The organism is Mesorhizobium sp. M7A.F.Ca.MR.245.00.0.0 (assembly GCF_003997415.1).
GTDB lineage: Bacteria > Pseudomonadota > Alphaproteobacteria > Rhizobiales > Rhizobiaceae > Mesorhizobium.
This window is the reverse complement of record NZ_RZTE01000002.1, coordinates 285,089-310,246: the sequence shown is the minus strand read 5'-3', so window position 1 is coordinate 310,246 and position 25,158 is coordinate 285,089. Positions and strand designations below refer to the sequence as shown.

The 25,158-nt window shown below is 61.6% G+C and carries 26 protein-coding genes; 13 read left to right on the top strand and 13 right to left on the bottom strand.

The annotated features are described in order from the left end of the window. The first annotated feature begins 26 nt into the window (after positions 1 to 26). From EOB80_RS04515 to EOB80_RS04510, 3 genes are all read left to right on the top strand, one after another. Complete coding sequence (locus EOB80_RS04515; protein WP_127326797.1) at positions 27 to 614, top strand: hypothetical protein; 588 nt, start codon at positions 27 to 29, stop codon at positions 612 to 614. A 42-nt stretch (positions 615 to 656) separates the two neighbouring features. Continuing rightward, positions 657 to 788 carry a hypothetical protein gene (locus EOB80_RS35815; RefSeq protein WP_281057917.1) on the top strand — a complete coding sequence of 44 codons (132 nt, stop codon included), beginning with the start codon at positions 657 to 659 and terminating at the stop codon, positions 786 to 788. Positions 789 to 851: 63 nt separating this feature from the next. Next, positions 852 to 1,787, top strand: coding sequence for a ribose-phosphate pyrophosphokinase (locus EOB80_RS04510; protein ID WP_013530002.1), 936 nt, complete (start codon positions 852 to 854; stop codon positions 1,785 to 1,787). Between the two features lie 154 nt (positions 1,788 to 1,941). Here the strand turns inward: EOB80_RS04510 and EOB80_RS04505 are convergent, their stop codons facing one another. Beyond that, positions 1,942 to 2,826: a helix-turn-helix transcriptional regulator gene (locus EOB80_RS04505; RefSeq protein ID WP_127326796.1), complete on the bottom strand. Its 885-nt coding sequence runs from the start codon at positions 2,824 to 2,826 to the stop codon at positions 1,942 to 1,944. A 173-nt stretch (positions 2,827 to 2,999) separates the two neighbouring features. On the opposite strand from EOB80_RS04505, the gene EOB80_RS04500 reads away from it, so the two are divergent. Continuing rightward, positions 3,000 to 4,241, top strand: a complete 1,242-nt coding sequence (locus EOB80_RS04500; protein ID WP_128361821.1) for an MFS transporter — start codon at positions 3,000 to 3,002, stop codon at positions 4,239 to 4,241. A 71-nt stretch (positions 4,242 to 4,312) separates the two neighbouring features. Here the strand turns inward: EOB80_RS04500 and EOB80_RS04495 are convergent, their stop codons facing one another. After that, on the bottom strand, positions 4,313 to 5,170 hold the full coding sequence (locus EOB80_RS04495; protein WP_127326795.1) for an alpha/beta hydrolase: 858 nt from the start codon (positions 5,168 to 5,170) through the stop codon (positions 4,313 to 4,315). Positions 5,171 to 5,320: 150 nt separating this feature from the next. Here EOB80_RS04495 and EOB80_RS04490 point away from each other — a divergent pair, with 150 nt between their 5' ends. Continuing rightward, positions 5,321 to 5,749, top strand: a complete 429-nt coding sequence (locus EOB80_RS04490; protein WP_127326794.1) for a MarR family transcriptional regulator — start codon at positions 5,321 to 5,323, stop codon at positions 5,747 to 5,749. 92 nt (positions 5,750 to 5,841) lie between these two features. Here the strand turns inward: EOB80_RS04490 and EOB80_RS04485 are convergent, their stop codons facing one another. Next, a complete protein-coding gene (locus EOB80_RS04485) occupies positions 5,842 to 7,848 on the bottom strand; it encodes an EAL domain-containing protein (RefSeq protein WP_127267870.1) in 2,007 nt (668 codons plus the stop codon). 294 nt (positions 7,849 to 8,142) lie between these two features. Here EOB80_RS04485 and EOB80_RS04480 point away from each other — a divergent pair, with 294 nt between their 5' ends. The 7 genes from EOB80_RS04480 to EOB80_RS04445 all read left to right on the top strand — a co-directional run bounded on the left by EOB80_RS04480 (position 8,143) and on the right by EOB80_RS04445 (position 14,277). Next, positions 8,143 to 9,177 (top strand): class I SAM-dependent methyltransferase, encoded by a 1,035-nt coding sequence (locus EOB80_RS04480; RefSeq protein ID WP_127320866.1) that lies wholly within the window; start codon positions 8,143 to 8,145, stop codon positions 9,175 to 9,177. Between the two features lie 247 nt (positions 9,178 to 9,424). Continuing rightward, entirely contained in the window at positions 9,425 to 10,066 is a 642-nt protein-coding gene (locus EOB80_RS04470; RefSeq protein ID WP_127270548.1) for a 50S ribosomal protein L25/general stress protein Ctc, read from the top strand. Between the two features lie 23 nt (positions 10,067 to 10,089). Further along, positions 10,090 to 10,815: an aminoacyl-tRNA hydrolase gene (pth, locus tag EOB80_RS04465; protein ID WP_127270550.1), complete on the top strand. Its 726-nt coding sequence runs from the start codon at positions 10,090 to 10,092 to the stop codon at positions 10,813 to 10,815. A gap of 91 nt (positions 10,816 to 10,906) precedes the next feature. Continuing rightward, entirely contained in the window at positions 10,907 to 12,010 is a 1,104-nt protein-coding gene (gene ychF, locus EOB80_RS04460; protein WP_127270552.1) for a redox-regulated ATPase YchF, read from the top strand. Positions 12,011 to 12,235: 225 nt separating this feature from the next. Then, positions 12,236 to 13,210: a magnesium/cobalt transporter CorA gene (gene corA / locus EOB80_RS04455; RefSeq protein ID WP_127270555.1), complete on the top strand. Its 975-nt coding sequence runs from the start codon at positions 12,236 to 12,238 to the stop codon at positions 13,208 to 13,210. Between the two features lie 123 nt (positions 13,211 to 13,333). Further along, positions 13,334 to 13,810: a MaoC family dehydratase gene (locus tag EOB80_RS04450; RefSeq protein WP_127269625.1), complete on the top strand. Its 477-nt coding sequence runs from the start codon at positions 13,334 to 13,336 to the stop codon at positions 13,808 to 13,810. Next, the gene (locus EOB80_RS04445; RefSeq protein WP_127326793.1) at positions 13,807 to 14,277 is read left to right on the top strand and encodes a MaoC family dehydratase; all 471 of its coding nucleotides are present in this window, start codon (positions 13,807 to 13,809) and stop codon (positions 14,275 to 14,277) included. Before EOB80_RS04450 ends, EOB80_RS04445 begins: the two co-directional genes overlap by 4 nt. A gap of 165 nt (positions 14,278 to 14,442) precedes the next feature. On the opposite strand, the gene EOB80_RS04440 is transcribed toward EOB80_RS04445, so the two are convergent. The 6 genes from EOB80_RS04440 to petA form a co-directional block, all read right to left on the bottom strand. Further along, entirely contained in the window at positions 14,443 to 14,988 is a 546-nt protein-coding gene (locus EOB80_RS04440; protein WP_013529989.1) for an adenine phosphoribosyltransferase, read from the bottom strand. A gap of 9 nt (positions 14,989 to 14,997) precedes the next feature. Next, positions 14,998 to 16,143, bottom strand: coding sequence for an alpha-hydroxy acid oxidase (locus EOB80_RS04435; RefSeq protein WP_164762514.1), 1,146 nt, complete (start codon positions 16,141 to 16,143; stop codon positions 14,998 to 15,000). A gap of 176 nt (positions 16,144 to 16,319) precedes the next feature. Then, positions 16,320 to 17,015, bottom strand: coding sequence for a phosphatase PAP2 family protein (locus EOB80_RS04430; protein WP_127326791.1), 696 nt, complete (start codon positions 17,013 to 17,015; stop codon positions 16,320 to 16,322). A gap of 127 nt (positions 17,016 to 17,142) precedes the next feature. Then, positions 17,143 to 18,021: a cytochrome c1 gene (locus EOB80_RS04425; protein ID WP_127326790.1), complete on the bottom strand. Its 879-nt coding sequence runs from the start codon at positions 18,019 to 18,021 to the stop codon at positions 17,143 to 17,145. A gap of 28 nt (positions 18,022 to 18,049) precedes the next feature. Continuing rightward, on the bottom strand, positions 18,050 to 19,351 hold the full coding sequence (locus EOB80_RS04420; RefSeq protein ID WP_127326789.1) for a cytochrome b N-terminal domain-containing protein: 1,302 nt from the start codon (positions 19,349 to 19,351) through the stop codon (positions 18,050 to 18,052). A 16-nt stretch (positions 19,352 to 19,367) separates the two neighbouring features. Then, on the bottom strand, positions 19,368 to 19,928 hold the full coding sequence (gene petA / locus EOB80_RS04415; protein ID WP_127270959.1) for a ubiquinol-cytochrome c reductase iron-sulfur subunit: 561 nt from the start codon (positions 19,926 to 19,928) through the stop codon (positions 19,368 to 19,370). A gap of 314 nt (positions 19,929 to 20,242) precedes the next feature. On the opposite strand from petA, the gene EOB80_RS04410 reads away from it, so the two are divergent. Then, positions 20,243 to 20,587 carry a cupin domain-containing protein gene (locus EOB80_RS04410; protein ID WP_127270961.1) on the top strand — a complete coding sequence of 115 codons (345 nt, stop codon included), beginning with the start codon at positions 20,243 to 20,245 and terminating at the stop codon, positions 20,585 to 20,587. 3 nt (positions 20,588 to 20,590) lie between these two features. Here the strand turns inward: EOB80_RS04410 and EOB80_RS04405 are convergent, their stop codons facing one another. From EOB80_RS04405 to EOB80_RS04390, 4 genes are read right to left on the bottom strand one after another with little or no spacing between them, the layout of a single operon-like run. Continuing rightward, positions 20,591 to 20,902 (bottom strand): DUF6665 family protein, encoded by a 312-nt coding sequence (locus EOB80_RS04405; protein WP_127326788.1) that lies wholly within the window; start codon positions 20,900 to 20,902, stop codon positions 20,591 to 20,593. A 1-nt stretch (position 20,903) separates the two neighbouring features. After that, entirely contained in the window at positions 20,904 to 21,383 is a 480-nt protein-coding gene (locus EOB80_RS04400) for a GNAT family N-acetyltransferase (RefSeq protein WP_127326787.1), read from the bottom strand. A gap of 4 nt (positions 21,384 to 21,387) precedes the next feature. After that, positions 21,388 to 23,271: an ABC transporter ATP-binding protein gene (locus tag EOB80_RS04395; protein ID WP_127326786.1), complete on the bottom strand. Its 1,884-nt coding sequence runs from the start codon at positions 23,269 to 23,271 to the stop codon at positions 21,388 to 21,390. After that, on the bottom strand, positions 23,268 to 25,154 hold the full coding sequence (locus EOB80_RS04390) for an ABC transporter ATP-binding protein (RefSeq protein WP_127326785.1): 1,887 nt from the start codon (positions 25,152 to 25,154) through the stop codon (positions 23,268 to 23,270). Before EOB80_RS04390 ends, EOB80_RS04395 begins: the two co-directional genes overlap by 4 nt. Positions 25,155 to 25,158 lie beyond the last annotated feature (4 nt).

Sequence of the window (25,158 nt, the reverse complement as noted above, 5' to 3'; positions counted from 1 at the left end):
TTCTTCGCCAAGGAGTTAGAAGGCAAATGAGACGATCGCATGTGACGACCGTGTCATTGCTTGTGGCATTGGCTCTTGCCGCCTGCACCAACGCAAAGGACGTGCTCGAACCGTCGGCGATCACTCCGCCGGCGACGTCGACCCAGACGCTGCCCGCCACCAGCACGGCGGGCGCTCCCGCAACCACCGCGGCACCGGTCACATCAGCCCAAAGCGCTGCCATCCTGTCGAAGACCCGCCTGCAGATCGCGCCGATCGTCGGCGCTTCGGTGGAAGCCGCGACACCTCTTACGGCGGAGTTGCAGACCCGCGCCAGGCAGCGCGGTATCACGCTCGCCGGCAGCGCCGACCAGACCGTGACACATGTGCTGAAGGGCTATTTCTCGACGATGTCGGAAGGCGCCGACACCACCGTCATCTATGTCTGGGATGTCTATGACCCCGCCGGCAACCGGCTGCACCGCATCAATGGTCAGCAGAAGGCCCCGTCGGTCAATTCCGACGCCAGCGCGGGCGGCGACAGCTGGAAGGGGGTCTCGCCGGCCACCATGCAGACGATCGCCGACCAGACCATCGACCAATTCGCGGCCTGGCTCGGCGGCAAGGCGGGCTAGAGGCATCGGGCCCAAAAGTGGAGACGGTTTTGGGAAAATCCAATGCCCAACGAGAAGAAGGAGCAGCGCAAGTCCGCTGCTCCCCGTTGCAGCCCGGCGATGGCGCGGAGCTTTCTTGAGTTTAGCCGGCGGATTCCCGATCTCGGCGCTTGCAATACCGGCGCGGGCCGCTAAAAGCCCGGTTAAAGGGCGCAAGCGAGTCCGTCAGGTCTCATCATCCTCCACCAGGAACCGTGCATGAAACTCTTCGCGGGCAATTCCAACAGGGTGCTGGCCGAAGCGGTCGCCCGGTACCTCAACGTCCCGCTGGGCAAAGCCACGGTCAGGCGCTTCGCCGACCAGGAAATCTTCGTCGAAATCCAGGAAAACGTGCGCGGCGAGGATGTCTTCATCCTGCAATCGACCTCGTTCCCGACCAACGATCATTTGATGGAATTGCTCATCATGATCGATGCCTTCATGCGTTCCTCGGCCAAGCGCATCACGGCGGTCATCCCCTATTTCGGCTACGCCAGGCAGGACCGCCGCGCCTCCGGCCGCACGCCGATCTCGGCCAAGCTGGTCGCCAACATGATCACCCGCGCCGGTGTCGACCGCGTTCTGACACTTGACCTGCATGCCGGCCAGATCCAGGGCTTCTTCGATATTCCGACCGACAATCTGTTTTCCGTGCCGGTGATGGCCCGCGACGTGAAGGCCAAATACAAGCAACTCGGCAACGTCGTGGTGGTCTCGCCCGACATTGGCGGCGTGGTCCGCGCCCGTGCGCTGGCCAAGCGCTTCGATGCGCAACTGGCCATCGTCGACAAGCGCCGCGAACGGCCCGGTGAATCGGAAGTCATGAACATCATCGGCGCGGTCGCCGGCAAGGATTGCCTGCTGATCGACGACATCGTCGATTCCGGCGGCACGCTGTGCAACGCCGCCGATGCACTGCTGGCCAACGGCGCCACCAGTGTCACCGCCTATATCACCCACGGTGTGCTGTCGGGCGGTGCGGTTGCCCGCATCAGCGGCTCGAAGCTGCAGGAACTGGTGATCACCGATTCCATCCAGCCCACCCAGGGCGTGCTCGACGCGCCCAACATCCGCGTCATCTCGATCGCCGACCTCATGGGCGAAGCCATTTCGCGCACCGCGACCGAGGAATCGGTGTCGAGCCTGTTCGACTAGAGCAATTCCAGCTAGAGCAATTCTAGGAAAAGTGTGAAGCGGTTTTCCCGGGAAAGCGCGTAGCGCTTTCCCTAGAGAATTGCGTCAAAACAAAGAGTTACAGCAGTTCGCCGTTTCCGTGAAACGGTGAAATGCTCTAGAACAGCACCTGCCGTTACGGCGCAGGGCTTTCCAACCGAACCGGGCCGACCAGGCGACGAGCGACCTCGACGCTTTCTCGTGCGCCGCGCATATAGCCGCGCGGCGAGGTCCCCAGCATGCGCTTGAACATGGTGATGAAGGCCGGCACGCTGTCATAGCCGAGATCGAGCGCCACCCTGGTGATCGGCTCGCCGTCCGCCAGCCTGGGCAGCGCCGCGAACAGGCAGGCCTGCTGGCGCCATGTCGACAGCGACAGGCCGGTCTGGCGCTGGAAGGCGCGCGTGAAGGAGCGGCGGCTCATGCCGGCGGCATCGGCCCACTCGTCGATCGTCGCGTGCGGCGATGGTGCTGCGACGAAGCGCCGGCACAGCGCCGACAGCCTTGGGTCAGACGGGAATGGCAGGCCGAGCGGCCGTTCCGGCAAGGTCGGGATTTCGTGCAGCAAAAGATTCATGATCAGCCCACCACGTCCTTCCAGAACGCCGCCTTGCGGCAGCTTTTCCGATTCCACGATCAGGCTGTGCATCAGGTCGGTGACGCCGACGACGCGCAAGCCTTCGGGCAGCCCGGGGATCGCCTGTGGCATGACATAGACCGAACGCATCGAGACATCGCCCAGCATCTCGACGGAATGCTCGGTGCCGGCTGGAATCCACATCGCGTGGTCGGGCGGCACCATCCAGCGTCCGTAGCGCGTCGTCACCAGCACCACGCCGACAAGCGCATGCAAGAGCTGGCTGCGGCTGTGGCGGTGCTGCGGCACACGGTAGCCATCGGGATATTCGGTCGGCAATGCCACCGCCGGCCCGGCCACTTGCTCAAGCCACTGCCAGCGGCTCTCGTGCAACTGGCCGAGATTGGCGTTGCCAGCGTGAAAGACTTCTTTGCCGTGCGGCATCCGATATGGCCCACTTGCGAAACTATTGGACCAAACCACGAAAGAAGTCATCCCGCAAGCAGCTTATAAGGCACCGGTCCCAAGCGCTCCACAGGAGCGTCCGACAAGGCGGCCGCAGGTGCGTTCGTCAACTGCCTGCGGGCCTGCCCGCCAAAAAGACCACGGAGCCTACCTTGACCGATACGACAGCCGCCAGCGTCGCCCCACCGGCGACCACCAGTCACGCTTCAGCCCAGGCGACGGCCTTCACCGTCATCCTGGCGGTGAGCTTCTGCCACTGCATCAACGACATCATGCAGTCGCTGCTGTCGGCCATTTACCCGCTCCTGAAAGAGAATTATGGCCTCGATTTCTGGCAGATCGGCTTGTTGACCTTCACCTTCCAGGTGACCGCGTCGTTGCTGCAGCCTGTGATCGGCATGATCACCGACAAACGGCCGATGCCCTATTCGCTGCCCTACGGCATGGCGTCATCGCTGATCGGCCTGATTGTGCTCGCCTATGCCGGGCACTATTCGCTGCTCCTGATCGGCGCCTCGCTGATCGGCATCGGCTCGGCGATCTTCCATCCGGAATCCTCGCGCATCGCCCGCTTCGCCTCCGGCGGCCGCTTCGGCCTGGCGCAGTCGCTGTTCCAGGTTGGCGGCAATTTCGGACAGTCCATGGGGCCGCTGCTGGCAGCCTTCATCGTCGTGCCGTTCGGCCAGACCAGCATTTCCTGGTTCGCCGTCGGCTCGCTGATCGGCATCATCGTTTTGTGGCAGGTCGGCGGCTGGTACAGCCGGCTGCGTGCCGCACAGGGCACCCGCAAGGCGGCGAGCTTCGTTTCGCCCTTCCCGCGCCGCAAGGTGATGAACGCATTGATCGTGCTGACCCTGCTGGTGCTGAGCAAGAATGCCTACATCGCCAGCCTCGCCAGCTACTACACCTTCTATTCCATGCATAAGTTCGGCGTTTCGGTGCAGATGAGCCAAGTCATGCTGTTCCTGTTCCTCGGTGCCTCGGCGCTGGGCATCCTGCTCGGCGGCCCGTTCGGCGACCGCTACGGGCAGAAGGCGATGATCTGGTTCTCCATCGTCGGCGTGCTGCCCTTCACGCTCGCCTTGCCCTACGCCAATCTGGAATGGACGATGGTGCTGACGGTGCTGATCGGCCTGATCCTGTCCTCTGCCTTCTCGAACATCGTCGTCTTTGCGCAGGAACTCGTGCCGGGCCGCGTCGGCATGATCGCCGGCATCTTCTTCGGCTTCGCTTTCGGCATGGGCGGCATCGCGGCGGCCGTGCTCGGTATCGTCGCCGATATGAAGGGCATCGATTTCGTCTTCCAGATCTGCTCGTATTTGCCGTTTCTTGGATTGCTCACCGTGTTCCTGCCAAACATGAAGGAAGCGCGCAAAGCGCAGGCGGCCGCCTAGATCAGGCGGGTCTGCCGCTGTCACAAAAATGCACCCGCCTGATGACGGGTGCATTTTTGTGGGCCATGGCCTTAAGCCTTGAAGAAGGCCAGCAGGTCGGCGTTGATGATGTCTGCATGGGTCGTGGCCATGCCGTGCGGGAAGCCCTTGTAGACCTTGAGCTCGCCCTTCTTGAGCAGCTTGATCGTCAGCAGCGCCGAATCGGCGATCGGAACGATCTGGTCGTCGTCTCCGTGCATGACCAGGACAGGCACGTCGATTGCCTTCAGATCCTCGGTGAAGTCGGTTTCCGAGAAAGCCTTGATACAATCATAATGCGCCTTGGTGCCGCCCATCATGCCTTGGCGCCACCAATTGTCGATGACGCCCTGCGAGATGTCCGCGCCCGGACGGTTGAACCCGTAGAACGGACCTGATGGAACGTCGCGGAAGAACTGGGCGCGATTGGCTGCCTGGGCGGAGCGGAAGCCGTCGAACACTTCGATCGGCAGGCCGCCGGGATTGGCGGCAGTCTTGAGCATGATTGGCGGCACCGCGCCGATCAGCACCGCCTTGGCGACACGGCCGCCGGCGCCATAGTTGGCAACATAGCGGGCCACTTCGCCGCCGCCGGTCGAATGTCCGACGTGAATGGCATTCTTGAGGTCGAGATAAGCGGCGAGTTCCGCGACATCGGCGGCATAGGTGTCCATTTCGTTGCCGATATCCGTCTGGGTCGAGCGCCCATGGCCACGCCGATCATGGGCAATGACACGGTAGCCTTGTGCCAAGAAGAACAGCATCTGGGCGTCCCAATCGTCGCTGCTCAACGGCCAGCCATGATGGAAGACGACAGGCTGCCCGGTCCCCCAGTCCTTGTAGTAAATCTGCGTTCCGTCCTTGGTGGTGATCGTACCGCTGCCGGAGCTGGGCTTGGTTTGCGAGGTCATCTCAATCTCCTTGTGGTTATTTCCGCGATAAACAATATCGCGATAACATATAGCTAGCGCGGCACAAAACCCTTGTCCACAAAAATATATATCGCGATATCATTTTTCGTGGTATCGAATTGATGCCCATATTGGCAAAAGGAATGCGCCGTGCCTCTCCCGTTGGACAATCAGCTCTGTTTCACGCTCTATGCCACCAGCATGGCGATAAACCGCACCTACAAGCCGATGCTGGACGAGATGGGCATCACCTATCCGCAGTACCTGGTGCTGAACGCACTTGGAGAGGCCGATGGGATGTCGGTCGGCACCATCGCCAACCGGCTGGCTTTGGAATCGAGCACCGTCACGCCGCTGGTGAAGCGAATGGAGCAAGCCGGGCTGGTGACCCGCCAGCGCAGCCAGACCGACGAACGCCAGGTGCAGGTCGACCTGACATCAGCCGGACGCGCGCTGCTGGTCCAATGCAACTGTCTGAACGAGACCTTGGTCGAACGCTCGGGCATGACGCTGGCCGAGCTCGATGCCTTGAACCGGCAGATCCAGGCGCTACGCAACGCGTTGACCGGCGACCGGTAGCCCCTACGTAGCCGCTTGGCCCAGTCATGGGTTGATTGCAATCAGCACGGCTTTTGAGGGCGGCTAAGCCAAACGTCGGAAAGAGGCCACCATCATGCGGACTTAAGCACGGCAAATGACCGTTTGCGCATGGCCCGCTTTGCCTGGAAACTGGCGGCGGGAGCGGGGCGGCCGACATGGAAGCCCTGGATCTTGTCTATGCCGAATTCGCGCATCAAAGCCATCTGTTCGTCGGTTTCCACCCCTTCGACCAGGATCTTGTGGCCGCGATTTCGAACCAGGGTGATGATGTCCTGCAGCATCGCCTTGCCGCTCAGGGAGCTGCAGTCGTGCAGAAACGATCGGTCGATCTTCACCGTGTCGAAATCGATCAGGCGAAGCCACGAAAGGCCCGCAAAGCCCGTCCCGAAATCATCAAGCCATATCTTGATCCCGAGCAGCTTCAGGTCGCTGATGCAGCGCAGAATGTCCGAGTGCATCTCCATCTCCAGCCCTTCGGTGATCTCGAAGGCCAGCCTGCTGCCGGCGACGCCGGTTTCGCCCAGAATGGTCGCGACAGACGTTGCGAAGCCAGGTGTCTTAAGCTGGATCGGGGAGACGTTGACGCTGACGACACGGACGTGGTCGTCAGCCAGGAGTTCGGCGCACACCGTCCTTATCGCCCAGCGCCCGAGTTCCAGGATCGCGCCGGTTCGCTCGGCGACGGGAATGAACAGGCTCGGCGGAACCGATGTGCCGTCCAGCATTTTGAGGCGCATCAGAGCCTCCACCGCTTCAACCCGGTCCGATTTGACATCCTGAATAGGCTGATAAACCAGTGAAACGAGATTCTGGCCGATCGCGATCTTCAGCAAGGCCGCGATGTTCTCGCTCTCGTCGCTGCTTTGCGGATCGGTTGGATCGAACAGCCGGGCACAATTTCGGCCGCCGGCTTTTGCCAGATAGAGAGCGCGATCGGCCTCGTGGATGATCTTCTCCAGCTTGGCGCCGGTCTGCGTCCTGGTGAATGCGGCGCCAACGCTCACCGTTACGATCGAGACGCCGTCGCGCCGCAGTTCGTGCGTCAGCGCCAGGTTCTCGACCGTGCTGCAAATGGCTTCCGCTATATCCAGTATCTGCTCTTTTTTCTCCATGCGAGCCAGGACGATGAACTCTTCACCGCCATAGCGGCCGATGGAGCCATTATACTGCTTGATCATGTCGCTAAGGGCATTGGCGACATGGATCAGGCAGCGGTCGCCTTCCTGATGGCCGTAGCAGTCGTTGAATTTCTTGAAGAAGTCCACGTCGATGAGGATCGCCCCGAAGCTGGTACCGACCTTTTGCCAATCGCTCCAGTAGTCCCGCAGCTTCTCGTCGATCGCGCGCCGGTTCTCCAGACCCGTCAGCGGATCGGTCCGCGACAACCTCAGCAGGGCCTTGCCGCGTTCGGTCGCCTCATTGTGCTGGATCTTGGCTTCCAGGGCATTCAGAAAGACGTTGTAGCGTTCCTCATTCAGCTTCCAGTTCACATACGAGGTGAACGTGAAACAGGATATATAGAAAGCCCCGAATACCATTTTGTATGTAAGGGTTGAAGGAACGAAATAATTCACGATGTAAAGTATACACAATATTATTGCCGAGGTTACGATAGAAAGCTTGAAATTGAACGTAAAGAAAAGATTTGCGCTCATCATGAATATGGTCCCAAAGACCATGTAGTAAGAGACGCTTTCCTTGTCCGCGCCAAGAACCGCTGGGCACAACCAACCAACATAGCCGAAGATGATGGCTCCGGCGCAGGTCACGTCGAGCCATTCCGTTCCAATCCCCCGGCGAAGCTGTGCTTCGAGGATCAAAAGCGCGCTCAAGCCGACTGCGAAGCGCGCCGTGATCGTGTAGGCGGCAACATCCGGGATCAGCAGCAGATCCGTTGCCGAAAACAAGAGATAGATCGCAACCGCAATCCAGAGCCCTGGCCTGGCTTCTCCTCTTCGCGTCGCCTGCGCTTCGGTGCGGTAAAGGGTGCGGAGCTCGTCGGCGCTCAGTTCATAGCGCGGCTCGTACGGCTCCGCATCAACCGTATCGACCAATACGGAGGACAGGTGTTCGTTCATCACAATAGACCCCGTTTGAAAGGGATTTTGTTTTCCGAACTCATTTCCAGCTTCTGCCCCCACGCGGGCCGGCTCCTTTGGGACGCGACGGCGATTGCGACGCCGGGCAAACAAATGCAATCGCGCAAGACAAGTTTCCGTTAACTCGAACCCGGAATTCGGGCCGGAAGCCGTCTAAAGAGGAACATGGTTGGCGGGAAATTAATCATAACGATAAAATGCCGTCAGCCCGACATTGGCAAATGGAGCATTCTACGCAATAAGTTAACCGACTGTTAACTATGGAGTGATGGCGTGCAGACCGTTCTTGATGGCAAAAGCTTGATTACTGCCGCGATGCTCGCCGGCACGCTGCCTCGGGGAAAGCTCGAGCATCATGGCGAAGCGTTCGAAACCGCGCGCGCGGAGCTGGCGCTCATTCTCCACGCGACACAGCAGCAGATCGAACAGGACAAGAACCCCGCCGAGATCGTCGGTCGCTTGCTGTCCTTCCTCAATGGCCTGCATTCCAAGGTTCATCCCGACGTCTGGCATGCGTTGATACCGGTGGCGCAGAACCATCCGATCCTGAAGTATTTTCTCGAGGATCCGCTGACGCACTGGTCCTTCACCAAGCCCAGGGGCTATTCCGGCGACGCGCAGTTGCTTGATTACATCTATTGCGATCCGCACGTGGCAGAGAGCGTGGCCAACGCCTCGGAGATCGGCAAGGCGCTCTATAGCCATACCCAGAACGTACCCTCATGCGTCGCGGCACGGGAACGACGCGACCTCCTGACCCGATATGTCGACGAGATTGCGGTCAAGAATGGACCGCAATCCGAGGTCCTGGCGATCGCGGCCGGCCATTTGCGGGAGGCCAATCGCTCGGTCGCCTTGACGGAGGGCCGTCTCAAGCGCTGGGTTGCGCTCGATCAGGATCCCCAGAGCGTTGGGCTGATCGCGCGCGACTTCCAGGGCACCGCGGTCGAAGCCATCGACGGCTCGGTGCGAACCGTGCTCACGCGGGGTCACAAGCTCGGCAAGTTCGATTTCATCTATGCCTCCGGCCTTTACGACTACCTCGCCCACAACGTCGCGGTGAAACTCACGAAGACCTGCCTGCAGATGCTGAAGCCGAACGGGACGTTCCTGTTTGCCAACTACGCCGAGGGCACGCCTGACGCCGGCTACCGGGAGACATTCATGGACTGGGTGTTGCTGCTGCGATCGGAGGTCGATATGTGGAACATCGTCAATGCCAGCGTCGACCGCAACACCGTCGAGGCGCGGGTGTTCTTCGGCGAGAACCGCAACGTGCTTTATGCCGTCATCGAAAAGCGCGGATAGCGACCGCCTGGACTGCACCAGGCTGGGCGTGCCTTTGGCTTGCACCTCCGGCCGCCTTCCGCTATAGAGCCGCCACCCGCGTAGACACCCTTGGAGGCAACGCGGCGGAAGGCCGCCTTCCCGCATGATCCCGAAAAGTGGATTCCGGTTTTCGGACCAGATCATGCATGGGTATGTCGGCTTTCGACGTTTACGGTCCAGGCACTCTGCCAACCGTGAGCGCTCCAGTAAACCGAAAGGAAATGCCATGAGCCACGACACTTACGAGCTCAAGGCCGAAGCACGCGAACAGGTCGGTAAGGGGTCCGCCCGTGCAGTTCGCCGCAACGGTAAAGTGCCTGCAGTAATCTATGGTGACAAGCAGCCTCCCCTGGCTATTGCGCTCACCTACAAGGATATCTACTACAAGATCCATGGCGGTGGGTTCCTGACCACGATCGCCACGATCGATGTCGACGGCAAGAAGATCCAGGTCCTGCCGAAGGACTTCCAGCTCGACCCGGTCAAGGATTTCCCTGTCCATGTCGACTTCCTGCGCATCGGCAAGGACACCGAAGTCAATGTCGACGTGCCTGTCCACTTCATCAACGAGGACAAGTCGCCCGGCATCAAGCGCGGCGGCGTGCTCAACATCGTGCGTCACGAAGTCGAGTTCCACTGCCCGGCCAATGCGATCCCGGAGTTCATCACCGTCGATCTCACCGGCGCCAACATCGGCGACTCGATCCACATCTCGGCGGTCAAGCTGCCGGCTGGCGTCAAGCCTGTGATCTCCGACCGCGACTTCACCATCGCGACCATTGCCGGTTCGTCGGCGATGAAGCCGGAGACGGAAGAGACGGCTGAAGCAGCTGCACCTGAAGCGGCTCCTGCCGCCGACGAGAAGTAACTCTTTCACGCCCGGAGCAGGCGATGCTGCTGTTTGCAGGTCTCGGCAATCCGGGCGCGAAATACGCTGACAACCGCCACAATGTCGGTTTCATGGCGGCGGACGCAATCGCCCGCCGCCATTCCTTTTCGCCCTGGTCGAAGAAATTCCAGGGCCTCATTTCCGAGGGCACGCTCGGCGGCGAAAAAATCGTCCTGATCAAGCCGCAGACCTTCATGAACCTGTCCGGCCAGTCGGTCGGCGAAGCACTGCGCTTCTACAAGCTCGAGCTTTCCGCGCTCACCGTCTTCTATGACGAGATCGATCTTGCCGAAGGCAAGCTGCGCATCAAGACCGGTGGCGGCGCCGGCGGCCACAACGGCATCCGGTCGATCGACGGTCATATCGGCAATGGCTATCGCCGCGTGCGCATCGGCGTCGGCCATCCCGGCGTCAAGGAAATGGTCCAGCACCATGTGCTCGGCAATTTCGCCAAAGCCGACCGCGAATGGCTCGACCCGCTGCTCGACGCGATCGCCGACAATGCCGCCATGATCGTCAAGGGCGACGAATCCGGCTTCATGAATAAGGCCAGTCTCGCCGTCCAGGGCAAGGCCGGGCCGGAGCCCGAAAAGCCAGCGCAGAAGCAGTCGGCGCACAAGCAGCAAAGTCATGTCCGCCAAGCACGGCCTCAACAGCCGGTGGTCAAGCTGCCGGAAAGCGGTCCAATGGCCGCCATGCTGAAGAAGCTGTTCGGCGGCAAGGACTGAGCATCAAGGGGACCGAAGGGCTTGACGTTGATCACCCCTATCGCCCATAGCCCTGATCAAATTTCTATTTTCCCGATAGGACCGAACAAAAATGGGTTTCAAATGCGGCATCGTTGGCTTGCCCAACGTCGGCAAGTCGACGCTTTTCAACGCGTTGACCAGAACGGCTGCGGCGCAAGCCGCCAACTATCCATTCTGCACCATCGAACCGAACACCGGCGAGGTGGCGGTGCCAGATCCGCGCCTGCAGAAGATCGCCGCGATCGCCAAGTCGAAGGAGATCATTCCAACTCGCATCTCTTTCGTCGACATTGCCGGCCTGGTGCGCGGTGCCTCGAAGGGCGAAGGGCTGGGCAACCAGTTCCTCGCCAACATCCGTGAGGTCGACGCCATCGTGCATGTGCTGCGCTGCTTCGAGGATGACGACATCACCCATGTCGAGGGCCGCATCGACCCCGTCGCCGATGCCGAGACGGTCGAGACCGAGCTGATGCTCGCCGACCTCGACAGCATCGAGCGCCGCATCGTCCAGATCCGCAAGCGCGCCGGCAGCAAGGACAAGGAAGCGACGACCGTGCTGCCGTTGATGGAGGCAGCGCTCGAACTGCTGCAGGCCGGCAAGCCGACCCGCATCCTGCTCAAGGGTATTTCAGCCGAAGATTTACGCATCCTGCAGGGCCTGAACCTTCTGACCTCGCATCCCGTGCTCTATGTCTGCAATGTCGCGGAGGCCGATGCCGCCACCGGCAACGAACACACCAGGGCCGTGGAGAAGATGGCCACCGCGCAGGGCGCCGGCACCGTGGTGATCTCGGCGGCGATCGAAGCCGAAGTCGCGCAACTCTCGGACGAGGAAGAGATGGAATTCCTGTCCTCGCTCGGCCTCGACGAGCCCGGCCTCAACAAGGTCATCCGAGCCGGCTACGACCTGTTGCATCTTATCACCTATTTCACCGCTGGGCCGAAGGAGACGCGCGCCTGGACCATCCATAAGGGCGATAAGGCGCCACAGGCCGCCGGTGTCATCCACACCGATTTCGAGCGCGGCTTCATCCGCGCCCAGACCATCTCCTACAACGACTTCGTCACACTGGGCGGCGAAGTCGCGGCCAAGGAAGCCGGCAAGGCGCGTGACGAAGGCAAGGAATATGTCGTCCAGGACGGCGATGTGCTGTTGTTCAAGTTCAACACCTGATGCCTGAAGCGCTCGAGAACATCCCGGCAAGCTGTCGGCGAAGTTCCTCGATACATGCTTCCAAGGCGACGGCGGCCATCCGCCCGACAGCCGCTTGTCTTGATTTTGTCACGTCACAGGTCTAAGCGGCAGACGCACGGTCGGCGCTGACGTCGAGAACCGTGCAATCCAACACGACGCGTCAATCCGAACGCACCCTTTGGCCCCAGCAAGGGATATCAGGCGATGATCAAGGCCTTCGTCGTGGACAATGACCGCCTGCGCGTCGTCGACGATCTCCTGGCAAACAGCGAGACCATCGTCTGGGCGGACCTATTCAACCCGACAAAGGAAGAGGAAGCGACGATCGAGAGCTGGCTCGGCGTTGCCATTCCGACGCGCGAGGAGATGGAGGAGATCGAGATTTCGAGCCGCCTCTATGTCGAGGACGGCGCCTATTTCATGACCGCCACCCTGCCCGCCCAGACCGAAATCGACGATCCCTTGATGTCCCCGGTTACCTTCGTGCTCGCCGGCACAAGGCTGATCACGGTGCGCTACCACGAACCGAAAGCTTTCAAGACCTTTCCGCAGCGCGCCGAAAAGGTGGCGACCGGCTGCACCAGCGGCGACACCATTCTGATCGGCTTGCTGGAGGCGATCGTCGACCGTCTCGCCGACATTCTGGAACGCGCCGGCCGCGACATCGAGGCGATCTCGCGCGATATCTTCGAGGCGCGCTCGACCAAGGTTTCCAAGCGCAACCGTGATTTCCAGGAGTTGCTGAAAGCCATCGGCCGCAAGGAGGACATTGCCTCCTCGATCCGCGACAGCCTTATCTCTCTGCAGCGGCTGGCAGGCTTCTTCGCCCATGCCTCGACCCGCACCAAGATGAGCAAGGACACCAAGGCGCGGATCAAGACGCTATCGCGCGATGTGCTGTCGCTCGCCGACCACGCCACCTTCCTGTCGCAGAAGATCTCCTTCCTGCTAGACGCCACGCTCGGCATGATCTCGATCGAGCAGAACGCCATCATCAAGATCTTCTCGGTCGCCGCCGTCATCTTCCTGCCGCCGACTTTGGTCGCCTCGATCTACGGCATGAATTTCGACATCATCCCCGAGTTGAAATGGCAACTTGGCTATCCCTTCGCCATCGCCATGATGGTGCTGTCGGCGATCCTGCCCTTCTGGTACTTCCGCCGCCGCGGCTGGCTCTGAGTGGCCTTGTCGATCGGCTGCCACAGGCTGGCGCAGTAAAAATCGCTTGACCAAATGAACGCCGGCCTGCATCCGGAAACCTCGATCCTGGGGATCGTGGGTCGACAAGCCGGATTCCAGACCATGACTGCAGAGATAAAAACATGGGCCTATGAGGACTTCATCGAGGGCGCATCGATCGACCTCGGCTCGAAGCTCGTGAGTGCCGCCGAGATCGTCGAATTTGCCGGAGAATTTGACCCGCAGCCAATGCATCTCGACGAGGAAGCCGGCAAGGCCAGCATCCTCGGCGGGCTGGCAGCGTCGGGCTGGCACACCTGCGCCATGTTCATGCGCATGCTCTGCGACGCGTTCCTGCTGGACTCGACCTGCCAGGGCGCGCCCGGCGTCGATCAGGTCAAATGGAAGAAACCGGTCCTGGCCGGCGACCAACTGACCGGCACCCTGATGGTTGTTGCCAAGCGCCTGTCGAAATCGAAGCCGCAACTCGGCTTCGTCACCATGCGCAGCGAACTGTTCAACCAGCGTGGCGAAAGCGTCTTCGAGCTCGAGAACTCGGTCATGTTCCTCACGCGCGATGCCGCGGGGAGCCAAGCATGACACTGGACGAGTTCTTCCGTATCGGCACCACCGTCACGCTCGGCTCGCACACATTCGAGCCCGAGGCGATCAAGGCCTTCGCCTGCAAATACGACCCGCAAATCTTCCATATCGACGAGGAGGCTGCAAAGAAAAGCGTGCTCGGCGGCCTCTGCGCGTCTGGCTGGCACACGGCCGCGAACTGGATGAAACTCAATCTGGAAAACCGTATGGACGCCGAGATCGCTGCGTGGAGCGGTCCCGGTCCGGTGCCGGAATTCGGCCCCTCGCCCGGCTTCAAGAACCTGAAATGGCTGAAGCCGGTCTATGCCGGGCAAGCCATCACCTTCACGCGCACCGCGCTGTCGCACCGCCCGATTGCCTCACGCCCCGGCTGGCGGCTTCTGGCGCTGCGTTCGGAAGCTTTCGATTCCACCGGCGACAAGGTGCTCGAGTTCGAAAGCGCCGTGCTGGTGAAGGTGGAGTAGCTTTTTCCTTCGCCCCGTTTACGGGGAGAAGGTGCCCGAAGGGCGGATGAGGGGCGGCGCCAGCGTTGGTGTCTTAAACTCGACGGTCGTACTTACCCCTCACCCTGCTCCGCTCGCGTTGCTCGCTTCGCTTCCCTCTCCCCGTAAACGGGGCGAGGGAGAAACCTAATGCCCCTCGAACCCTATCAGCGTCCTGACCGGCACGCCGAGCGCTTCGAGCTTGGCGCGACCGCCGAGGTCCGGCAGGTCGATGACAAAACAGGCGGCGAGGATGTCGGCGCCGATCTGGCGCAGCAGCTTGACCGCCGCTTCCGCGGTGCCGCCGGTGGCGATCAGATCGTCGACAAGGATCACCTTCTCGCCAGGAGCAACGCCGTCCTTGTGCATCTCCATCTCGTCCAGGCCATATTCCAGGCTATAGGCGACGCGCACCGTCTCGTAGGGCAGCTTGCCTTTCTTGCGGATCGGCACGAAGCCGGCCGAGAGCTGATGGGCGACGGCGCCGCCAAGGATGAACCCGCGTGCCTCGATGCCGGCGATCTTGTCGATCTTCTGGCCGGCGTAGGGATGCACCAGTTCGTCGATGGCGCGGCGGAAGGCGCGCGCATTGCCGAGCAGCGTGGTGATGTCGCGAAACAGGATGCCTGGCTTGGGATAGTCCGGAATGGTACGGATCGCGGCGAGCAATGTGTCTTCGAGGGAGGATTTCATGGGTCGAGATTACCTGAAACGGAGGTTCTTGCGCGACAATTGTTCGATCGAACTGCAGCCCATCAGCTTCATGCCGCGTTCGATCTCGACCCGCATCTGCTCAAGGGCCCGTTCGACGCCGGGCTGGCCCGCCGCCGCGAGCGGGAACAGATAGTAGCGTCCGACACCGACGGCCTTGGCACCGAGCGACAGCGCCTTCAGCACATGCGTGCCGCGCTGCACGCCGCCATCCATGATGACGTCGATCCTGTCGCCAACGGCATCGACGATCTCGGCAAGCTGGTCGAACGCCGCCCGCGAGCCATCCAGCTGCCGCCCGCCATGGTTCGACAGCACGATGCCGCTGCAGCCGATGTCGACGGCGCGTCTTGCGTCCTCTACCGACATAACGCCCTTGAGACAGAACGGACCCGACCAAAGCTTGACCATCTCGGCGACATCGTCCCACGTCATCGACGGGTCTAGCATCTCGGTGAAGTAGCGGCTGATCGACATCGTGCCGCCGCCCATGTCGACATGCTCGTCGAGCTGCGGCAGCTTGAACCCCTCATGCGTGAAATAATTGATCGCCCAGGCCGGCTTGAGCGCGAACTGCGCCATTCCGGCAAAGTTGAGCTTGAAGGGAATGGCAAAGCCGGTGCGTTTGTCGCGCTCGCGATTTCCTCCGGTGATGCTGTCGACGGTCAGCATCATCACCTCGACGCCGACCGCCTTGGCGCGCTGCATCATCGCCCGGTTAAGACCGCGATCCCGATGGAAATAGAACTGGTAGACCTGCGGGCTGCTGCTGATGCTGCGCGCCTCCTCGAGGCTGACGGTGCCAAGCGACGAGACGCCGAACATGGTGCCATACTTGGCCGCGGCCTTGGCGACCGCGCGCTCGCCCTGATGGTGGAACAGGCGCTGCAAGGCGGTCGGCGAGCAATAGAACGGCATCGCCAGCTTCTGGCCCATGACCGTCACCGACATGTCGACCTCGCTCACCCCGCGCAGCACGTTGGGAACCAGATCGCAGGTCTCGAAGCTTTCGGTGTTGCGGCGGTAGGTGACCTCGTCGTCCGCCGCGCCGTCGATGTAATTGAAGATCGGCCCTGGCAGCCGCCGCTGCGCCATGTGGCGGAAATCGGAAAAGTTGTGACAGTCGCTGAGCCGCATCATCGAAATCCAAAAGCCATGGCGGGACGAGCTTCTCGCCACCGTTCGATGCGTCGAATATCAACCTCATGCCGCCATGCCAACGGACTAATTGCCGAACTTCCGCCTAAGCAATGGCGCAGACAAGAAAGGAGCGCCTTAAGCGCCCCTTCCCGTCTAAATCCGGCTGACGAGGATTACATGCCGAGATCGGAACGAAGCTCGGCCCTGGCCACTTCATATTCAGCCTTGAAGTCGTCCCGGTTGAGCAGGACCGCGGCAATGACGCTGCCGGAAATCCTGCCCATCTCGACATCGGACGCAAAATGGATGCCGCCAACCACGCGGTTGTGAGCGTATTTGCTCGCGCGTGCCATGATCTCGGCGCGCTTTTCCGGAACCATGTCGGACAGAATGATGCCCATCATCGTGCCGACGGTGGCGTGTCCGGAAGGCCAGGAACCGGAGTTCGACAGCTTGACCGCAGGCTTGACGAGATCGCTGAGCTGATGCGGGCGCGGGCGCTTCCAGACATCCTTGGCCGGATCGACGACAGCGCCTTCGGTAGCCACCACGCGATCGAAGAAGGCGCTGAATTTCGGCAGCGTTTCCTTGTTGAATTTCGGCCCCATCACGTCGGCAAAGCGCCAGACATTCTCCTCGGCATCGGCCACCGCGCTGGCGACCATCTCCGGGGTGCGCGTGACCTGCAAAGTCAGCACCTCGCCGAGTTCGGCCTTGGTTTGTGCCGAATCGTTTGCCGGCGGCGGCGGCAGGATCATCGTCAGGTCGACATCCTTGTTGGTGATGAAGGGCTGGGCGTCTTCCGCTTGCGCGGCCGAGCCGACGATGAGCAGCAACAGGCCTGCCGCGAGCGATGCGTATCTTTTCATGAATGCGATCCTTTGATGAGAGCAGCACAGGATCGCCGGATGCGGTGACGGCCATGTGACATGACCAGCCTCCGGAAATGCAAAAGGGCGCCTCTCGGCGCCCTTCGCGATCACTTGATTGTGTGGCTCAATGCGCCACGCCTTCCCACACCTTGCGCTTGGTGAGATAGACCAGCGCGCCGAACAGAAGCAGGAACACCAGCACGCGAAAACCGGTCTTCTTGCGGTCTTCCATATGCGGCTCGGCCGCCCACATCAGGAAGGCGGAAACGTCGCGGGAGTACTGGTCGACTGTCTGCGGCGCGCCGTCATCATAGGTCACCTGGCCGTCGGACAGCGGGTTGGGCATCTTCAGCGACACGCCCGACATGAAATAGGGGTTGTAGTGGGTGCCTTCCGGGATGACCATGCCGGCAGGCGGTGTCTCGTTATAGCCTGTCAGCAGCGAGTGGATATAGTCGGGCCCGCCCGCGTCATACTGGGTGAAGATGTCGAAGACGAATTGCGGAAAGCCGCGCTCGACGCCGCGCGCCTTGGCCAGCAGCGACATGTCGGGCGGAGCAGCACCACCATTGGAAGCGGCGGCCGCTTCGTCGTTTGCGAACGGTGGCGGGAAGTGGTCGGACGGCTTGCCGGGACGGTCGAACATGTCGCCGGCATCGTTGGGACCGTCATGGATCGTGTACTCGGCCGACAGCGTCTTGATCTGCGCATCGGAATAGCCGAGGTCCGACAGCGTGCGGAACGCCACCATGTTCATCGAATGGCAGGCCGCGCAGACTTCCTTGTAGACCTTGAGGCCGCGCTGCAGCTGCGCCTTGTCATAGGTGCCAAACGGGCCGGTGAAGCTCCAGTCCATTTCCTTCGGCTCGTGGATCGGGAAATGCGTCGGCGCGGCGGCGTTGTGCGCCTCTTCGGCGGCGATCGCCCAAGTGCCCGCCGCCGCCGACCCGATGCCGACGGCCACGAGGCCGACCAGCGCCAGCGAGGTGAGAATCTTTTTCATGCCAAATCCCCTTAGATTCTCTACCGGCTCAGCCTTTGGTTTCCGGCGCCGCCGTAGCGCCCGCCGGATGTCCGCTGCCGCCCTTGTTCTTCTCGAGGACCGCCTCGGTGATCGAGTTCGGCAGCCGTCGCGGCGTCTCAATCAGGCCGAGCACCGGCAGCGCGATCAGGAAGAAGGCGAAGTAGAACAATGTCGCCATCTGCGCCATGAACACATAGCTGCCTTCGGCCGGCTGCGAGCCCAGCCAGCCAAGCAGGATGGCATCGGCCACGAACAGCCAGAAGAACAGCTTGTACCAGGGCCGGTAAACGGCCGAGCGTACCTTCGAAGTGTCGAGCCACGGCACCAGGAACAACATGACGATGGCGCCGAACATGCACAGCACGCCGCCGAGCTTGGAGTTGATCGGCCCGACATTGAAGGTGATGGCGCGCAGGATCGCGTAGAACGGCAGGAAGTACCATTCGGGCACGATGTGGGCCGGCGTCTTCAGCGGGTTGGCGACGATGTAGTTGTCGGGATGGCCGAGATAGTTCGGCAGGTAGAAGACGAAATAGGCGAAGAAGAACAGAAACACGATCATGCCGAACGCGTCCTTGATGGTCGCGTAGGGGGTGAAGGCGACAGTGTCGGTCTTCGACTTGACCTCGATACCCGTCGGGTTCGACTGGCCCACGACATGCAGCGCCCAGATGTGCAAAACGACGACGCCGGCAATCATGAACGGCAACAGATAGTGCAGCGCAAAGAAGCGGTTCAGCGTCGGGTTGTCGACGGCAAAGCCGCCGAGCAGCAGCTGCTGGATCCAGTCGCCGACCAGCGGAATGGCGCTGAAGAAACCCGTGATGACGGTGGCACCCCAGAAGCTCATCTGGCCCCATGGCAGCACGTAGCCCATGAAGCCGGTCGCCATCATCAGGAGATAGATGATGCAGCCGAGGATCCACAGCAGCTCGCGCGGCGCCTTGTAGGAGCCGTAATAGAGGCCACGGAAGATGTGGATGTAGACGGCGACGAAGAAGAACGAGGCGCCGTTCGAATGCATGTAGCGCAGCAGCCAGCCCGAATTCACGTCGCGCATGATCTTCTCGACCGAGCCGAAGGCGAGATTGGTGTCGGCCGTGTAGTGCATGGCCAGCACGATGCCGGTCAGCATCTGCGCCACCAGCATGATCGACAGGATGCCGCCAAACGTCCAAGCGTAGTTGAGGTTGCGCGGCACCGGATAGGCGACGAAGCTGTCATAGACCAGCCGCGGCAGCGGCATACGGGCGTCGAACCAGCGTCCGAGACCGGTTTTGGGCGTATAGGTCGAGTGTCCCTCGCTCATCGAAATGTCCCCTGCCTCAACCGATAAGGATCTTGGTATCGGAAATGAACTTGAATACCGGAACCGCCATGTTCTCAGGCGCCGGGCCTTGGCGGATGCGTCCGGCCGTGTCGTAGACCGAGCCGTGGCATGGGCAGAACCAGCCGCCGAAATCGCCTTCCTGGCCGAGCGGAATGCAGCCGAGATGGGTGCAGACCTGAACCATCACCATCCAGGCTTCCTTGCCGGGTGTGGTGCGGTTGGCGTCGGTCGCCGGTGCATCGGCCGGCAGATTGGCGTTGCGGGCGATCGGGTCCTTGAGATCGGCCAGCTTGACGGCCTCGCCGTCCTTCATTTCCTGTTCGGTGCGGTTGCGGACCACGACCGGCTTGCCGCGCCATTTGACGATCAGCGACATGCCCGGCGTCAGCGAGGCGACGTCGACTTCGACGGAAGCGAGCGCCAGCGTCGAGGCATCGGGGCGCATCTGGTCGATGAACGGCCACGCGAAGGCACCCGCGCCGACCACTGCGGCCATGCCGGTGGCGACGTAGAGAAAATCACGACGGTTGGGATCCTGGGTGTCGGTTGCGCTCACGGGTGCCTGATCCTTTCGCCTCTTCCGTGCCGGTGGCTGAGCCTTGTTCCCCGCTCAATTACGCCAACCCGACAGCGCATGGCGAACAGGCTTGCGAATTCCTCCGGCATTTGGACTTCGGTTTATGCGTGAAGCCCGTTTTTGTCCAGACGGGTGAAGGCACAAGGGCAGATTGTCGCGGGGACAAAATCCGCCACCGCTCAAAGCGACGCCGGATAGCCGCCAAACATCGCTAAACAACCGGGAAACAACCGCAAATCCGACGCCCCTGTTCGGCTCGACACAAGGCGCCAGCCGGGTCTATCCTTGCCATCATGGCACACGTCATAGACCGCGACACCTGGTCTGTTCGCTCCGACCATTGGAAGGGCGAATTGCAATGTGGCGCCTACGGCTCCAACTCCTGCCTGATCTTCAACTATCTGCCTGGCGTCGGCGGCGGCCCCCGCCTGCACACGCATCCCTACGCGGAGATCTTCATCATCCGCCAGGGCACCGGCCTGTTCACTGTCGGCGACCAGGAGATCGAGGCATCCGCCGGCCAGATCCTGATCGTGCCGCCCAACACGCCGCACAAATTCACCAATCTCGGCCCAGGCCCGCTGGAGACGACCGACATCCACGAGAACGGCAGCTTCATCACCGAATGGCTGGAGTGATCTCTATTTCGCGCCGAGCCTGGCCAGCACCGCTTTCGGGATGTTGTATTCACGAATGACGGCATCGTGCTTGCGCAAGCCGCACAGCTCGCGCTGGATGAAATAGCCATGCACCGCCTCGGCGGCATCCTTGAGCAGCCGGGGGCGCAGTTGCTCGTCGGCATTGTCGCGCAGCCTGGCCAGCGTTTCCTCTACCCGCTGGCCGGCGCGGCCGAGTGCTGCCGCCTTTTCCGCCAATATTTCATGGCCGAGCGCGTCGAACGCGGCTTCGGCGGCCGAGCCGCCGGCAAGATGAGATGGCGGACGCAAGGACATTTCAGCCTCCTTTCCCGAAAATCATGCGGTGAGTGACGAATTCTTCGCCTTCCACGTGCGTAAATCCAAGCCGTGCGTAAAAACCAAAAGCCTCTTGCGGCGCGCGGGTGTTCAGCGCGGCGAAATGGTGACGTGCCCTGTCGATAACGGTTTCAACCAGCATCCGGCCAAGGCCGGCGCGACGGTGGCGCGCACTGACGAACAGGTGCCGGACCCGGCCCTGGTCCCTGGCCTCGAAATAGGGATCGATGTTCAACCCGCACACGCCGGCGAGTTCCCTTCCATCCCAGGCTCCGTACAGCGCCTCGCCCCTTTTCAGGAACTTGTTGCGGCCACTTGCCCAGCCATCCGCCAGGCGCACCAGCATCCAGTAGCCTTCCTGCCGGCTCTCTTCCTTCAGCATGTCGAAAGCCGGCATGGTCGGCCGGAGCCGCTTGAGAACGTAGCCGACCTCTGAGATGGCGCCTGTTGATCCACCCATGGAGCTACTCCGCCGGGCGTGTCTCTTCGAGCACGCTGTCCTCGTGATAGAGAAAACCGCCGGACTGCCGCTTCCACAGCCGCGCATAGAGCCCCTCGAGTGCTACCAACTCGTCATGCGTGCCTTGCTCGACGATGCGGCCGCCGTCGAGCACCACCAGTCGGTCGAGTGCCGCGATCGTCGACAGCCGGTGGGCGATGGCGATGACCGTCTTGTTTTCCATTAGCCGCGTCAGATTCTCCTGGATCGCCGCCTCGATGTCGGAATCGAGTGCGGAGGTCGCTTCGTCGAGGATCAGGATCGGCGCATCCTTGAGAAACACGCGGGCGATCGCCACGCGCTGGCGCTGGCCGCCCGACAGTTTGACGCCGCGCTCGCCGACAAAGGCTTCGTAGCCGGCGCGGTCCCTGTTGTCGCGCAAGGTCAGGATGAACTCGTGCGCCTCGGCCTTTTTCGCCGCCGCGATCACCTCCGCATCGGTCGCATCTGGCATGCCGAGCTTGATGTTGTCGCGCAGTGAACGGTGGAACAGCGCCGTGTCCTGGCTGACGACGCCGATATTGGCGCGCAGCGAATTTTGCGTGACATCGGAGACGTCCTGGCCATCGATCATGATGGAGCCGCCCTCCAGATCGTAGAGCCGCAGGATCAGGTTCGCGAGCGTCGTCTTGCCGGCGCCCGACGGTCCGACCAGCCCGACCTTCTCGCCCGGCTTGACGACAAGGTCGATGCCGTTCAGCACGCCGAACCCTTTGCCGTAATGGAACTCGACGTTCTTCACCTCGATACGCCCGCCTGCCACCACAAGTTCCTTGGCGTCGGGCGCATCGGTGAGGCCGAGCGGCTGCGAAATCAGCGCCTTGGAGTTCTCCAGCACGCCGAGGTTTCGCAAGATGCTGTTGAGCTGCATCATCAGCCGGCCGAGCAGCATGTTGAGCCGCAGCACCAGCGACAGCGTGAAGGCAACCGCGCCGACGGTGATCGAACCCTCGACCCAGAGATAAACGGCAAAGCAGCCGATCGCCGTGATCATGATGCCCGATAGCGTCGTCAGCGCCATGCGCACGCCTGTCAGCCGGCGGGTGAACGGGCGCAATGCGTCGAGATAGATGTCGAAACCGTTCCTGATGTAGCGGTCGTCGCCGTCGGCCGAGAACAGTTTCAGCGTCTGCACGTTGGAATAAGAATCGACGATGCGGCCGGTGATCATCGAGCCGGCCTCGGCGGTCTCCTCGGCATGCTTGCGGATTGCCGGCAAGTAGAGCTTGGCCAGCCAAGCGAAAGCGGAAATCCAGATCACCACCAGCACCGCCAGCCTGAGATCGAGGCCTGCGACCAGCGCCAGCGTCGTCACCGTGTAGACGATCATGAACCAGACCACCTCGATGAAGCTTTCCATCAGGTCGCCGGTGGCTTGCCCCGCCTGCCAGACCTTTGTCGCGATGCGGCCGGCGAAATCGTTCTGGAAAAAGGCGTAGGACTGGCGCGAGACATGCCGGTGTGCCTGCCAGCGCACCAGGTTGTAGAAGCCCGGCGTGATGGTCTGCTCATCGACCAGCGCCGACAGGCCGACGACGACGGTGCGGATGACCAGCACCACCACGACCATGAAAACCAGTTCAGGACCGGCGGCGGCCCACAGTGCGTGCCAGCTGCGCTCGGCGGGAAGCTGGTCGAGAATATCGACCAGCCGCCCGACGAAGTAGAACAGGCCGGCCTCGACCAGCGGCGCGATGCCGCCGATGACCAGCATGGCGAAGAAGGCGAACTTCGCCTGGCCGACATAGTGCCAGAGGAAACCGCCGACGCTGGTCGGTGGCCGAAGATTCGCTGGCTCCCTGAACGGATAGACCCAGTTCTCGAACCAGCGATAGACGGCAGTCATCATTCGGCTGCTTGGCCCTTTGCAAGTGCATCGTTGGCGGGGTCGGCGGGACCGCCCTCAAGCAGGAACCCGCCCGACTGGCGCTGCCAGAGCTGGGCGTAGAGCCCGCCGCGGGCGACGAGTTCCTCGTGCGAACCTTCCTCGATGACACGGCCTTTGTCCATCACCACCAGCCTGTCCATCGCCGCGATGGTTGAGAGCCGGTGCGCGATGGCGATGACGGTCTTGCCTTGCATGAGCTTGTAGAGGTTCTCCTGAATCGCCGCCTCGGCTTCGGAATCAAGCGCCGAGGTCGCTTCGTCAAGGATAAGTATTGGCGCATCCTTCAACATAACGCGAGCAATGGCGATGCGTTGACGCTGGCCACCGGACAATTTGACCCCGCGGTCGCCGACATGGGCATCGAAGCCCTTCCGGCCACCGGCATCCGAAAGCCCTGATATGAAGTCCAGCGCCTCGGCGCGCCCCGCCGCCTCGACAAGCAGCTCTTCCGAGGCATCGGGCCGGCCATAGAGGATGTTCTCGCGCACCGAACGATGCAGCAGCGAGGTGTCCTGCGTGACCATGCCGATCTGCGCACGCAGCGAATCCTGCTTCACACCGGCGATCTCCTGGCCATCGATCAGAATCCGGCCGGCTTCGAGGTCATAGAAGCGCAGCAACAGGTTGACCAGCGTCGACTTGCCGGCGCCGGAACGGCCTACGATGCCGACCTTTTCGCCCGGCTTCACCGCCAGCGACAAGCCTTCGATCACACCCTTCTGCTTGCCGTAGTGGAAGCGGATGTCCTCGAAGCGGATTTCACCCCTGGAAACGCTGATCTCCTTCGCGTCCGGCCTGTCCTCGACAAGACGCGGCAGCGAGATCGAGGCGATGCCGTCCTGCACCGTGCCGATGTTCTCGAACAGGCCCGACATTTCCCACATGATCCATTGCGACATGCCCCACATCCTGAGCACAAGGCCGATGACCACGGCGACCGCGCCGATCGTCACTGCTTGCCCCAGCCACAGCCACAACGCCATCGCGGTGACGGAGAACAAGAGCAATGCATTCAGGATGTAAAGCGAGCCAAAAAGCACTGTCACCAGCCGCATCGACCGGTAGACCGTTTCGAGAAAGCCGGACATGCCGTCTTTGGCGAATGACGCTTCGCGGCGTGCATGGCTGAACAGCTTGACCGTCTGGATGTTGGAGTAGCTATCGACGACCCGGCCGGTCATGATCGAGCGCGCATTGGCCTGCTCCTCGCCGACCTTGCCCAACCGCGGGATGAAGTAGCGCAGCAAAAGGATATAGCCGACCAGCCAGACGCCGAGCGGCGCGGCCAGCCGCCAGTCGGCCGAGCCGACGATGAGCAGCATGCCGAGGAAATAGACGATAACGTAGTTCAGGACGTCGATCACCTTGATGACGCATTCCCGCACGGCGAGAGCCGTCTGCATCAGCTTTGTCGCGATGCGGCCGGCGAACTCGTCCTGGTAGAAACTCATCGACTGCTTGAGCAGATAGCGGTGCACCTGCCAGCGGATGCGCATGGGATAATTGCCCATCAGCGTCTGCTGGTTGAGAAACGAATGCAGCCATACCGTGCTCGGCAGCGCGAACAGCACGATGAAGGCCATGCCGGCGAGCTTCCAGGCTTCCGTCTGCAGGAAGGTTTCGCGATTCTGTCCCGACAGCCAGTCGACGATGCGGCCGAGGAAGCCGAACATCCATACTTCCGCGATCGCGATGGCCGTCACCAGCACCGCGTCGAAAAGGATATAGGGCCATGCGCCGCGCGTATAATGCAGGCAGAAGGCAACCAGCGTCTTGGGCGGCTCGACCGGTTCCGCTGCGGGGAACGGATCGAGCCTTTTTTCAAACCAGCTAAACAACAACATAGGT